General features: G+C 29.5%; 12 protein-coding genes, 1 tRNA gene and 1 other RNA gene. 13 read left to right on the plus strand and 1 reads right to left on the minus strand.

All coding sequences use genetic code 11. The features are described 5' to 3' along the window. Nucleotides 1-26: 26 nt before the first annotated feature. The 13 genes from era to rnpB all read left to right on the plus strand — a co-directional run bounded on the left by era (nucleotide 27) and on the right by rnpB (nucleotide 13,393). A complete protein-coding gene (era, locus tag RT714_RS04380; protein WP_313756635.1) occupies nucleotides 27-911 on the plus strand; it encodes a GTPase Era in 885 nt (294 codons plus the stop codon). A 13-nt stretch (nucleotides 912-924) separates the two neighbouring features. Beyond that, nucleotides 925-1,665: a DNA repair protein RecO gene (recO, locus tag RT714_RS04385; protein WP_313756369.1), complete on the plus strand. Its 741-nt coding sequence runs from the start codon at nucleotides 925-927 to the stop codon at nucleotides 1,663-1,665. Between the two features lie 273 nt (nucleotides 1,666-1,938). After that, entirely contained in the window at nucleotides 1,939-2,826 is an 888-nt protein-coding gene (gene glyQ, locus RT714_RS04390) for a glycine--tRNA ligase subunit alpha (RefSeq protein ID WP_313756370.1), read from the plus strand. Beyond that, a complete protein-coding gene (gene glyS, locus RT714_RS04395; protein ID WP_313756371.1) occupies nucleotides 2,819-4,897 on the plus strand; it encodes a glycine--tRNA ligase subunit beta in 2,079 nt (692 codons plus the stop codon). Before glyQ ends, glyS begins: the two co-directional genes overlap by 8 nt. A gap of 33 nt (nucleotides 4,898-4,930) precedes the next feature. Next, nucleotides 4,931-5,572, plus strand: coding sequence for a helix-turn-helix transcriptional regulator (locus RT714_RS04400; protein WP_313756372.1), 642 nt, complete (start codon nucleotides 4,931-4,933; stop codon nucleotides 5,570-5,572). Nucleotides 5,573-5,585: 13 nt separating this feature from the next. Beyond that, complete coding sequence (locus RT714_RS04405) at nucleotides 5,586-6,413, plus strand: pyruvate, water dikinase regulatory protein (RefSeq protein ID WP_313756373.1); 828 nt, start codon at nucleotides 5,586-5,588, stop codon at nucleotides 6,411-6,413. A 177-nt stretch (nucleotides 6,414-6,590) separates the two neighbouring features. Then, nucleotides 6,591-7,607 (plus strand): deoxyguanosinetriphosphate triphosphohydrolase, encoded by a 1,017-nt coding sequence (locus tag RT714_RS04410; protein ID WP_313756374.1) that lies wholly within the window; start codon nucleotides 6,591-6,593, stop codon nucleotides 7,605-7,607. Between the two features lie 93 nt (nucleotides 7,608-7,700). After that, nucleotides 7,701-9,524 carry a DNA primase gene (dnaG, locus tag RT714_RS04415; protein WP_313756375.1) on the plus strand — a complete coding sequence of 608 codons (1,824 nt, stop codon included), beginning with the start codon at nucleotides 7,701-7,703 and terminating at the stop codon, nucleotides 9,522-9,524. Nucleotides 9,525-9,529: 5 nt separating this feature from the next. Beyond that, nucleotides 9,530-10,678, plus strand: a complete 1,149-nt coding sequence (gene rpoD / locus RT714_RS04420; protein ID WP_313756376.1) for an RNA polymerase sigma factor RpoD — start codon at nucleotides 9,530-9,532, stop codon at nucleotides 10,676-10,678. A gap of 55 nt (nucleotides 10,679-10,733) precedes the next feature. After that, nucleotides 10,734-11,429, plus strand: a complete 696-nt coding sequence (locus tag RT714_RS04425) for a class I SAM-dependent methyltransferase (protein ID WP_313756377.1) — start codon at nucleotides 10,734-10,736, stop codon at nucleotides 11,427-11,429. Further along, complete coding sequence (locus RT714_RS04430; RefSeq protein ID WP_313756378.1) at nucleotides 11,419-12,207, plus strand: Nif3-like dinuclear metal center hexameric protein; 789 nt, start codon at nucleotides 11,419-11,421, stop codon at nucleotides 12,205-12,207. The genes RT714_RS04425 and RT714_RS04430 overlap by 11 nt, the downstream gene beginning before the upstream one ends. Before the next feature lie 18 nt (nucleotides 12,208-12,225). Further along, the gene (locus RT714_RS04435; RefSeq protein WP_313756379.1) at nucleotides 12,226-12,933 is read left to right on the plus strand and encodes a C4-type zinc ribbon domain-containing protein; all 708 of its coding nucleotides are present in this window, start codon (nucleotides 12,226-12,228) and stop codon (nucleotides 12,931-12,933) included. Between the two features lie 46 nt (nucleotides 12,934-12,979). Further along, an RNA gene (gene rnpB, locus RT714_RS04440) (RNase P RNA component class A) lies at nucleotides 12,980-13,393 on the plus strand. A 433-nt stretch (nucleotides 13,394-13,826) separates the two neighbouring features. On the opposite strand, the gene RT714_RS04445 is transcribed toward rnpB, so the two are convergent. Next, nucleotides 13,827-13,903, minus strand: a tRNA-Pro gene (locus tag RT714_RS04445). Between the last annotated feature and the right edge of the window lie 166 nt (nucleotides 13,904-14,069).

Raw genomic sequence — 14,069 nt, forward strand, 5'->3', positions numbered from 1 at the left:
AGACGAAAATACTAGGAGTGGAGAAAATGTATAAATCAGGATTTGTAACAGTAATAGGAAGACCCAATGTGGGGAAATCAACACTATTAAACCAAGTAATAGGTGAAAAAATATCTATAATATCAGACAAACCTCAGACTACAAGAAATAAAATTCAACTTGTATATACAGAGGAAAATAGTCAGATAGTTTTCTTAGATACACCAGGAATACAGATGCCTAAAAACAAACTTGGTGAATATATGTTAAAAATTTCAAAAAGTACCTTAGAAGAAGTAGATGTGGTTACTTTTATGGTGGACAATAGTATGGAAACTGGTCCTATGGATAATCTCATTATAGAGGATTTAAAATATATATCTACTCCTATAGTACTGCTAATAAATAAAACTGATAAACTTGATGAAGAACAAATACTGCAGTTAATAGATAAATATGGTAAAATGAATATGTTTGAAGAAATAATGCCTATATCTGCAATAAATAATGCTAATATAGATAAATATATTGAGGTGTTAAAAAAAATCATACCAGAGGGACCGCAATATTTCCCAGAGGATATGATAACAGATCAACCTGAGAGATTTATTATAGCCGAAATAATAAGAGAAAAAGCTCTTTTGGGCTTAGAAGAAGAAGTACCACATGGAATTTATGTAGAAATAGATGGAATAAAGGAAAGGGAGAATAAAAACATTATAGATGTATTTGCAAATATTTATTGTGAAAAGGACTCTCATAAAGGGATAGTAATAGGGAAGAACGGTACTAAGTTAAAGGAAATAGGACAAAATGCAAGAATAGATATAGAGGCTTTATTAGGCAGTAGAGTAAATCTTCAACTTTGGGTTAAAGTAGAGAAGAATTGGAGAGAAAAAGATAATAAAGTAAAATACTTTGGTTACAAATAATTAGGGGAATCTTATGTTAAAAACAGAAGGTATAGTATTAAAGGAATTAAGATATAGAGACACATCTAAGATATTAAGTGTATATACAAAAAAATATGGAAAAATATCTATTATGGCTAGAGGGGCGTACAGACCTAAATCTCAGATGATAGCTAATACTCAGCCTTTTTCATATAATGAATATCAGCTATATAAGGGTAAAAACTTTTTTTATCTTAATCAAGGGGATATATTAGACTCTTTCTATTCCATAAGGGAGAGAATAGAAAGAGTTACTTATGGATATTATATGCTTGAATTGATTGATAAATCATTACCAGAAGAGCAAGAAAATGAAAAAATTTTTAAACTTTTGATAAAAGGTTTAAAGGTTTTATCTTCTTTAGATAAGGATTATTTAAAATTTATTGTAGCCTATGAACTTAAGTTTATATCTTTTTTAGGATATAAGCCTTATTTAGACAAATGTGTAGTATGTGGTTCACTAAATAAGAAGGACATTAAATTTAGCATATATGAAGGTGGAATAATCTGCGATAAATGTTTTATTGAAGATCCTTTTAGTATATCTATAAATGAAGAAGTCCATAAGGCTATGTATAATTTATTATATACTCCGTTAGAAAATATATTTGATATCATTATATCTAATGACTTAATTTATAAATTACATGATATAACAGTAGAATATATACTATATAGTATTGATAGAAAAAAATTTAATACATTGGACTTAATAAAAACATTAGAATAGTAGCATAAATGAAATACTACAGCCATTTCAAGATAATATTTTAAGTTACTATAGACTTGACAATAAAATCAATTTTTGCTAAATTAATAATCATACAAAATGCATTATTATACGATGATGAAGAAAGAATTAGATACTTCTGAGTATGCTTTATAAATGAGATACTCTCTCAAGGGTATTAAATAGGGTGGAACTGCGGAAGTAACCTTTCGTCCCTATGAGGGATGTGAGGTTTTTTGTTGCCACTAATTGTAAAAATAAGGAGGTTTTTATATGTATTTTCAGGACTTAATGCTGAAATTACTAGACTACTGGGGAAATAAAGGATGTATAATATTAGAACCTTATGATGTAGAAAAAGGTGCAGGAACTATGAGTCCGCATACTTTTTTAAGAGCATTGGGACCAGAGCCGTGGAAAGTAGTATATGTGGAGCCTTCCAGAAGACCCGCAGATGCTAGATATGGAGAAAATCCAAACAGAGTTTATCAGCATCATCAACTTCAAGTTATACTTAAGCCATCACCGGAAGAAGTTCAAGAAATGTATTTAGATAGTTTAAGGGTGATAGGCATTGATCCTCTTAAGCATGATATTAGATTTGTTGAAGATAATTGGGAGGCACCAACTTTGGGAGCTTGGGGTCTAGGATGGGAAGTGTGGCTAGATGGTATGGAGGTTACACAATTCACATATTTCCAGCAAGTAGGAGGAATTAACTGTGAATTGGAATCAGCAGAACTAACCTATGGATTAGAAAGAATAGCAATGTATTTGCAGGATGTAGATAATATATTTGATATAAAATGGAATAAAGATTTCACTTATGGTGATATTTTTAATAAGGCAGAATATGAGCATTCGGTATATAGTTTTGAAAAGGCAGATATTGAAACATTAAGGGGATTATTTAATACCTATGAAGAAGAAGTTAAAAAGATATTAGATTATGGTCTTGTGTTACCAAGTTATGATTATGTACTTAAATGTTCTCATACATTCAATGTATTAGATGCAAGAGGTGCTATTTCTGTATCGGAGAGAACAAATTATATAGGAAGAGTAAGAAACCTAGCTAGAATAGTTGCAGCAAAATACATTGAGCAAAGAAAAGAAATGGATTATCCTCTAATAAAGAAGGAGGGCCTTATTAATGAATAAGAGTTATTTACTAGAGATAGGTGTAGAAGAATTACCAGCAAGGTTTATTGGAGATGCTTTGGAGCAATTACAAACGAATACTTCAAATTTATTTAAAGAAGAAAGAATAAATTATAATAATATGAAAGTTTACTCTACTCCAAGAAGATTAACTTTAGTAATTGATGGATTAGAAGATAGACAAGAAGATTTAAAACAGATAGTAAAAGGACCAGCTAAAAAAATAGCATTTGATGAAGAAGGAAATCCTACAAAAGCTTTATTAGGTTTTATGAGAGGGCAAGGAATAGATATAGGCTCTGTTTATGTAGAAGAATATAATGGAACAGAATATGTTTATGCAAATGTTCTCAAAGAAGGAAACTCTGTAGAACAAATAATAAGTAGAGATATGCCAAAAATCATTAAATCTATTAACTTTCCTAAATCTATGAGATGGGGTGGAAAAAATCTAAGATTTGCCAGACCTATTAGATGGTTAGTTTCATTATTAGATGATGAAATAGTGCCTTTTAATTTAGAAGGAATAGAAGCTTCTAATATTACAAAAGGTCATAGATTTTTGGGAAGTAGTAGAATTGCCATAAATCACGTAAATGAATATATTGAATCTCTAAGACAGAACTTTGTAATATTAGATCAGGCAGAACGAAAAGATATAATTAAATATGGCTGTGAGAAATTAGCAAAAGAAAAAGGTGGGAATTTACAACAGGATGAAAATCTTTTAGATGAGGTAACTAATATAGTAGAGTATCCTACACCAATGATTGGTAGGATAAAGGAAGAGTATTTATCTTTGCCCGCCGATGTTATTATAACTCCTATGAAAGAACATCTAAGATTTTTTCCAGTTTTAGATGATAAAAAAAGATTATTGCCTTATTTTATTACCGTAAGAAATGGAAATGAAGATTTCATAGAAACAGTTATAAAGGGAAATGAAAAGGTACTAGGAGCTAGGTTAGATGATGCTAAATTTTTCTATATGGATGATATAAAAAGCCCACTAGAATCTTATGTAGAAGACCTTAAGAGAATAGTATTCCAAGAAAAGCTAGGTACCTTATATGATAAGACAAAGAGAGTACAAAATCTAGCTGTAAAAATAGGAGAATACTTAGAAGTAGGAGAAGAAACTGAGAAGAATATAGAGAGAGCAGGATATTTATCTAAGGCAGATTTAGTTACAAAAATGGTGAGTGAATTTACAGAACTTCAAGGTAAAATTGGTATGGAATATGCCAAAACTTCTGAAGAAAATGAAATAGTAGGTTTAGCTATTTTTGAACAATATCTACCTAGATTTGCTGGAGATGAACTCCCAACAACTACTGCAGGCTTAGTCCTTAGTATAGCAGATAAAATGGATACTATCTCTGGACTATTTGCCATAGATATACATCCAACAGGTTCTCAAGATCCATTTGGATTAAGAAGACAAGCATTGGGGATTATAAATATAATATTAGAAAAAAAATTAAACTTATCCATAAATGAATTAGTAGAGACAGCTCTTTATTTTTATGTAGAAATAAATGGATTAGCTTTCGACTATAATAAGGTTAAAGCTGAAATAATTGAATTTTTTAATGGCAGAATAAGAAATATGTTTATGGATATGGGTATTAGATATGATATAGTAGATGCAGTAATCAGTACAAATACTGACGATATATATGATATGAAAATAAGAGCCAATAAACTAAATGAATGGTTAAAGAAAGACGGATTATCAGAAATGTTATCCGCATTTAATAGAGTAGCAAACTTAGCAGAAAAAGCTGTTACAAATGAAGTTCAGAGAGATTTATTAACTGAAGATGAAATAGAATTATATGAAAAGTTTAACAATATGGAAGAGAAGATAGATACTTTAATAAATAAGAAAGAATATGACAAAGCGTTAGATCAATTGGTAATATTAAAAGAGTCAATAGATAATTTCTTTGAGAAAGTTATGGTAATGGTAGAAGATGAAAAAATAAGGAATAATAGGCTAGGTCTATTGAAGAAAATATATGATAAAATGTTACAGATTTGTGATTTATCAAAGATAGTTAATAAATAATCTACTACTTATGTATCTAAAGTAGCCGAGATATTGGGGGAGATCATTATTCAATTAAATGAAAGACAAGAAAAGATAATAGATATAGTTAAGAGAAATCAGCCTATTACATCTGAAGCTATTGCAAACAGATTGGAACTTACTAGATCAACCCTACGACCAGACCTAGCTATTTTAACCATGTCTGGAATATTAGATGCAAGGCCAAAGGTAGGATATTTTTATACAGGTAAGACTAGTCTATCATATATTTCAGAAAAGATAAGAAATATAAAAGTGTCAGAAGTAAAATCAATTCCAATAGTGGTAGATGAATCTACTAGTATTTATGATGCAATAGTATTAATGTTCTTAGAAGATGTAGGCTCAATATATGTCACATCTAATGGATTTTTATCAGGAGTGGTATCTAGGAAGGACTTTCTTAGAAATGCTATGGGTGGTATGGATTTGAATAAAGTTCCAATGGGAATGATTATGACAAGAATGCCCAATATTATATATATAGAATTAGAAGACAGTATTTTAGATGCTGCAGTAAAATTAATTGATCATGAAATAGATAGTTTGCCTGTCGTTGAAATAGATAAAAATAGAAAAAATTACAGAGTAGTTGGTAGAATAACAAAGACAACTATAACAAGATTGTTCGTAGAACTAGGTAAAAATGATTAAAGGGGGTAAAATTATGGATAAAAGCTTAACAATTTATGTGTTATCAGATTCCATAGGGGAAACGGGAGAATTATTATCTCGTGCAGCTTTAAGTCAGTTTAATTCAGGAAAATATGAAGTCAGAAGATTCCCCTTTATTACAGCTGAAGACCAAATAATAGAAATATTTGAAGAGGCTAAAAGAGAACCTAGTGTTGTAATTTACACCATGGTAATAGAGAGATTAAAAAACTTTATAAATATGAAGGGTGAAGAATTTAATATTCCAACTGTAGATTTAATGACTCCAGCTCTAGATGCAATTGAATCTGTCCTTAAATATCAACCGAAAAGAGAATCTGGATTAATTAGAAGACTTGATGAAAATTATTTTAGAAAGGTTGAGGCAGTTGAATTTGCTGTAAAATATGATGATGGAAAAGACCCTAGAGGGATAAAAAAGTCAGATATAGTATTAGTAGGAATTTCGAGAACGTCTAAAACACCCTTAAGTATGTATTTAGCTCATAAAAACTTTAAAGTAGCTAATGTACCTTTAGTGCCAGAGGTTCCAGCACCAAGTGAATTATTTTTAAAAGATAAAAGAAGAATAATAGGACTTATTGCTAACCCATCTAAATTAAACGAGATTAGACAAGAGAGATTAAAGGCACTAGGATTAGCAGACAATGCAAATTATGCAAATGTAGATAGAATAAATCTAGAATTAGAATATTCTAGGCAGATAATGGAAAAGCTAGGATGTATAGTAATAGATGTATCTTATAAAGCTATAGAAGAAACTGCTGGGCTTGTAATAGATCATATGAAGAAAAACTTTGGAGATAAGGTCTTTGAATAGAAGTGTTTAGCGAAGCACTTCTATTTTATTTGTTAAATGTTAAAAATCTTAAAAAAGTTTGACATAAAAGAAGGATTATTAAAACTTATGTTGTATATATATAATATGAATAATTTAATACTTAATATTAACTTGAAATTTTTTTAAAGAGTACACATAATTCAAAGGGGTATATATATGAATATAAGATTGAGAATTGAAAAAACAGAAAAGGACAATTTATCTCCATATGCTATGCTTAGTCAAAATTCAAAAGGAAGAAAACTTTTTGAAAACAAGTGTACAATAAGGACTGATTTTCAGAGAGATAGGGATAGAATAATTCATTCTAAATCTTTTCGAAGATTGAAGCATAAAACTCAAGTCTTTATAGCTCCAGAAGGAGATCATTTTAGAACAAGATTAACTCATACATTGGAAGTAGCTCAGATAGGAAGAACATTAGCAAGAGCACTTCTATTAAATGAGGATTTAGTAGAGGCTATAGCATTGGGTCATGATTTGGGACATACACCTTTTGGACATACTGGAGAAAGAGTATTGGATAAATTGCATCCAAAAGGCTTTAAACACAATGAACAATCCATAAGAGTAGTTGATTTTCTAGAGCATAAAGAGGATCGAATAGGTTTAAATCTTACTTATGAAGTAATAGAAGGTATAATAAATCATTCTGGAGGACAAAAATCTCAGACATTAGAGGGGCAAGTTGTAAAATATGCAGATAGAATAGCTTATATAAATCATGATATTGATGATGCAATAAGAGCAGGAGTTATCAGAAAAGAAGATTTACCTAAGGAATGTATTAAAATTCTAGGAAAAACTCATGGAGAAAGAATAAATACTATGATTTTAGATATAATTGAAAATAGTATAGAAAAAAACAATATTATAATGAGTGAAGATGTTGGTCAAGCAACAAATGCATTACGAACCTATATGTTTGAAAATGTATATCTTAATAAAAATGCAAAATCAGAAGAATCAAAGGCAGAATATGTTTTAGAGCAACTATATATGTATTATTTAAAAAATACAACTGCTTTGCCAGAAGAACATTTAAAAATTTATAAAAAGACAGATAGTGAAATAGAGGATATTATTTGTGATTATATTGCAGGAACAACAGATAGATATGCAGTTAATCTTTTTAATAATATTTTCATACCAAAACCTTGGCAAAAATATTAAAAAAAGAAGGATTTTTGATATTTATGTCGAATAATATAATATAGTGAAAAATTATTTAATAAGTTTTGGTAGGTGAGATATTTAGGTGATAATATGACGAGTTATATAAATGATGAAACAATTGAAAAAGTACGTGATGCTGCTGATATAGTTGAGATTATTTCAGATTATATTCCATTGAAAAAATCAGGTGGCAACTATGTAGGATTATGCCCTTTTCATAATGAAAAAACTCCATCTTTTACAGTTTCAGATACAAAGCAATTTTTTCATTGCTTTGGTTGCGGAGAAGGTGGAGATGCACTGACATTTATAATGAAAAAAGAAAACTTATCTTTTCCCGAGGCTGTTAAGACTTTAGCTAATAAACTAGGAATTGCTATTGAAGAAGAAAAGCCTAAAAATGATAAAATATATCAAGAAAGAGAAAAAGCTTACGAAATAAACAAAGAGGTTGCTAGATTCTTCTTTAATAATTTAATTAACAATCAAAATTCATTATCCTATCTATATAAAAGAAAAATAAATAATAAGGTTATAAAGCAATTTGGTTTAGGATATTCATTAAATAAATGGAATTCTTTGCATAAGTATCTTGAATCTAAGGGATATAAAAATGAAGAAATAGAGAGAATAGGATTAATTGGGAGAAAAACTGTAAAAGATGAATATTATGATAAGTTTAGAGATAGAATTATGTTTCCTATAATTGATACTAAGGGAAGAGTTGTGGGGTTTGGAGGAAGAGTATTGGATCGTTCAATGCCAAAATATCTAAATTCCCAAGAAACCTTTATATTTAATAAGGGAAATCATCTTTATGGACTAAACTTAGTAAATAAACTGTCAGATAGAAAAAGAATTATATTGGTTGAAGGATATATGGATGTAATTTCATTATTTAGCAAAGGAATAAATTACGCAGTAGCAAGCTTGGGGACAGCTTTGACTGAAAAACAAGGAAAACTACTTAAAAGATATGGAGAAAATGTATATATTTGCTATGATTCAGATAAAGCAGGAATAAATGCTACAAATAAGGCAATACAAATATTATTAAAAGAAGGTATTGAACCTAAGGTAGTAATATTAGGAAACTATAAAGATCCAGATGATTTTTTAAAGGAGAATAGTATAGAACAGTTTGAACATAAATTAAATGAAGCCCTTAATCATATAGATTTTAGGATTCATATTAACAAGCAAAAATATAATATAAATGAAGCAGAAGGAAAAATAAAATTTACAATTGAAATAGCCAATATTATAAAAGAATTAAAATCACCAATAGAAAAGGATGTATATATAAACAAAATATCTACTGAGATGAATATTTCAAAGGAGGCAATACAGAGGGAGGTATTTGGTAATAATATAAAAATCAAGGAGAATAGGAGTTTCAAAGAGAAGATTACTATTTCCCCTATTAAAACAATATTACCATCGGCTAACCTTATTGCTGAAATAGATTTGATAAAATTGATGATTTTTGATAGAGAATATTTTGATATATTAATCAAGGAGATTCCTTTAGACGAATATGAAAATTTAGAATGTAGGGAAATCTTAAAAATAATGATAGACCTATATGAAAAGGATGAAATTCTAGATGAAGACTTATTATATAAAAAAGTGAAGGAAATACAGGGTATGGACATTAAACTACTAGATTCAATATTTAAGAGACGAATAAATTTCTTACCTGAAAATGTAGAACAGATGATAAAAGACTTAACAAATACATTGAAACTTAATAAGTTAGAATCCAAGAGAAATAATATAAAAAAAGAAATTGAAGAATTAGAAAGAAAACAGGATAAGCATCCTAATGAAAATGAACGATTTCTTAATCTGTGTGTAGAACTAACTAAATTAAATAAAGAACTAAACCTCATGAGAAATGAGGAAGGGAGGTAAACCAGTTGGATCAATTAAATAAAGACAATGAAAAAACAAATATGGCGAGAATGGAAGCAGTTAAGAAATTGATCGCTAAAGGAAAAAAAGATGGAATATTGACATATAGTGAGTTAATAGATAGTTTAGAAGAGATAAACTTAGATGCAGAACAAATAGAAGAAGTTTATCAAGGTTTAGAAAATATGGGAATTGAAGTAGTCGGAGATAAAGATGATTTACTGCTGGAAAAAGATGAACTGGATGACGATATTGATGGAGATATTGATAAGGAGGATTTAGAAGAAGTAGATATAAAAGAAGATTTATCAGTACCTAAAGGAATTAATGTAGATGATCCCGTTAGGATGTATTTAAAGGAAATAGGTAAGATTCCTTTATTAACAGGTGATGAAGAAATTGAACTGGCTAAGAGGATGCAAGAAGGGGATGAAGAGGCAAAAAAACAACTTGCAGAAGCAAACCTTAGATTAGTAGTTAGTATTGCTAAAAGATATGTAGGTCGTGGTATGCTTTTCTTAGATTTAATTCAAGAAGGGAATCTGGGACTTATGAAGGCAGTAGAAAAATTTGACTATAAAAAAGGATTTAAATTTAGTACCTATGCAACATGGTGGATTCGTCAAGCAATTACAAGGGCAATAGCAGACCAAGCCAGAACTATCAGAATACCCGTTCATATGGTTGAAACAATAAATAAGCTAGTTAGAGTACAAAGACAATTAGTACAGGAACTAGGAAGAGATCCTAGTCCAGAAGAGATTGGTAAGGAAATGGGTATGGAGGTTGAAAGAGTCAGAGAAATAATGAAGATAGCACAAGAGCCAGTTTCCTTGGAAACACCCATTGGTGAAGAGGAAGATAGTCATCTGGGAGATTTTATACCTGATGATGAGGTACTAGCTCCTGCTGAGGCTGCTACATTTACTATGCTGAGGGAGCAATTAATTGATGTATTAGATACTTTAACGCCTAGGGAGCAAAAAGTATTGAGGCTGAGATTTGGATTAGATGACGGTAGAGCTAGAACTCTAGAAGAGGTAGGAAAAGAATTTGAAGTTACTAGAGAAAGAATACGACAAATAGAAGCTAAAGCTCTAAGAAAATTACGTCATCCAAGTAGATCTAAAAAATTAAAAGATTTTCTAGAATAATTAAGGTTCGCTTAAGCGAACCTTAATTATAACTTTTAGAAAGGAAGAAATAATTATGAAACTATCAGATCGACTATTAGCTATAGCAAATTTAGTACCTAAAAACTCCATAGTAGGGGATATAGGCACAGATCATGGATATATACCAGCATATCTTATAGAAAATAAGATATCTAAAAAAGTAATAGGAACGGATATATCTAAAGGCTCCTTAGATAAAATAATAGAATATGTAAAGGAACTAGGTTTTGAAAATAAAATAGATACAAGGTTAGGAGATGGGCTAGAGGTAATTAAACCTTATGAAGTAGATACTTTAATTATTGCAGGAATGGGTGGACTTTTGATTAGAGATATACTTGAAAAACATAGAAAAACATCAGATTCCATAATTGATTTTATACTACAGCCTATGGTAGCTGCTAAAGAACTTAGGCAATACTTAATAGCTAATAACTTTGAAATAATAAAAGAAGAATTAGTAAAAGAGGAGAATAAGTACTATGAAATAATACATGCAAAAAAAGGTAAGTATTTTCTAGAAAAAGACATTTATTATGAGATTAGTTCACTATTGATACATGATAAACATTCTTTATTAAAAGAGTTTGTGGAGAGTAAAATAATAGCAACAAAAAAAATTATTAAAGAGTTAGATGGAATGAACACAGATAAGTCTAAAGAAAGACATATAGAACTGGATAGGCTTATAAAAGAATATGAGGAGGTGATTATAGAGATTGAAAGCTAAAGAGATAATGAAATTAATGGATAACTGGGCACCGTCAAAGTTAATTGAACATTGGGATAATACTGGTTTCCAAATAGGTGACGACAATAAAGAAATAAGTAAGATTTTAGTGGCTTTAGATTTAGATAGAGAAGTCTATGAAAAGGCCATGAAAGAAGATTTTAATATGATAATAACTCATCATCCACTTATATTTAAGCCTATTAGTAATGTAACTACATTAACGTATAAAGGAAAACTTATATATGATTTAATTAGAAATGAAATGGTTATATATAATGCGCATACAAATTTGGATCAAGCTGTAGAAGGAGTTAATGATGAACTAGCAAAGATTCTAGGCTTAAATAATCCTCAGATATTAAAATTGAGTAATCTAGATTTAGAATTAAAATATGGATATGGAAAAATAGGTAATATAGAAGAAACAAATTTATCTGATTATATAAAATACATTAAAGAAAAGTTGAATATTGATTATCTAACAGTATATGGAGAACAGGAAAGAATTGTAAAGAGAGTTGCCTTATGTGGTGGTAGCGGTTCGGAATTTATTTATGATGCATATAAAAAGAATGCTTGTATTTATATAACTGGAGATATAAAGTATCATGATGCGCAGCTAGGAAATGAATTAGGATTAACTATTATTGATGCAGGACATTATCATACGGAAAAGATTATACTGCCTGTTATAAAAAAACATTTAGAAAAGGAAGACAGTAACCTTTATATAGAGGTATATGAAAAATCAAGTCCTCTGTATAAGATATATTAAAATTAAGGGCGTGAGAATATGGAACAACTAGATTTATTGATGAATTTAGAGGAACACCATAATTCACTTAATCTGTATCAAAAGGAATTATCAGATTTACAAAATAATTTAACAATTGATAAAATGGAAGAAAAAATATTATATATAGAGGAAAAATTCAGAAGTCTTAGATCTAATCAGAAAAAAATAAAAGAAAAGCTAAAAGAATCAAATTTAAGATTAAATAATTATAACTTTAAAATAAAGGAAGTAGAAAAAAATCTATATAATGGACAAACAACTGATTTAAAGCAACTTGAATATTTAATGAATGAAAATAACAAACTAAAAACAATAATAGATACTACAGAAACAGAAATTCTAGAATTTATGAATGAAGTGGAAGATATGGATCAAGAATTATTGAAAATGGAAAATGTATTGTATGAGATTAAGGATAAGAATAATAAATTAAAAGAAAAATATGAAATGAAAAGGAAAATTTTAGAATCTAAGATTCATTTAAAAGAAGATGAAATTTTAGTATTAGAAGAGAAGATTGATTTGAAGTTATTGAATAAATATAATGCAATAAGAAGAAATAAGAAAACTGGAATAGCTGAAGTAAGAGATTCAACATGTTCTGGTTGTAATATACTAATCCCAATAATATCAATGGATAAATTGAATAATCAAAATGAAATAGTATATTGTGAATCTTGTGGCAGAATATTATGTAAATCATAGTAAATATATCCTTTGCATATTTTGACGATTTATGGTATATTATATACGAGTAAGTTGAATGGTCGCGTGCTTAATGCATGAGGAAAGTCCGTGCTCCCTAGGGCAGGATGCTGGATAACGTCCAGTGGGGGTGACCCTAAGGATAGTGCAACAGAGATATACCGCCAGAACTCTTTCTCAGTTCATAATAAGAATTACTACTGGGTTTGTAGTGAAATAGCTGATGAAATAACTGAAAGATGTGGCTATCTGGTAAGGGTGGAAAGGCGAGGTAAGAGCTCACCAGCATTTAGGTGACTAAATGGCTCTGTAAACCCCATCTGGAGCAAGACCAAAAAGGAACATAAAAGGTGGTAGCCCGCTGCCGTTCCAATGGTAGGTCGCATGAACCTATTGGTGACGATAGGTCTTAGATAGATGACCATTTAAACAGAACACGGCTTACAGACTTACTCGTATACATAATTAAATCTAATGCAACCTTATATAGGTTGCATTTTTTTATAATATATATAATAGTGTAAGAATATCGTATGGGTTATGAGGCTACCTATAGACTAAGTTTCTTACACTTTTCCTTTTTGTGATTCTAAATTTAAAACGCAATTTGTATGAGAAATAAGGAAAAAGGTATTTATAATTTTATTAATAGAACAATAGGATTTGTTTTAGGTGTTATTGTGACTTTTCATAGTGCTGTAAAAAATGGTATAATAATATAGGAATAAAAAAGAGCCTTAAAGGCTCTGATTTTTATTAATTATCTTTTGTTTTCTCGTGCCACTTTTCGTGCCATTCGTGCTAATTTTAGCAAAATGTATCGAAACATACACAATTCAGAAAAATACAAATGGCTATTTTGCAAGGCTATACGCCTTTACAAAAACATAAAATGGTCGGGATGACTGGATTTGAACCAGCGGCCCCAAGTCCCCCAGACTTGTACGCTACCAAACTGCGCCACATCCCGACACTATCTTACTAATTACAATATAGAACAACTTTATTATACATTAATCTTAATTATATTGCAATTAAAAAATGGTATTTTGATTTCGTAAAGTAGTTTAAAACAGTATATAATTATGTTATACTATTGATATGCTTTGGATATTGGAGGTGTGGATTTATTGTAT

Source organism: Tissierella sp., from assembly GCF_032104385.1.
Lineage (GTDB): Bacteria > Bacillota > Clostridia > Tissierellales > Tissierellaceae > Tissierella.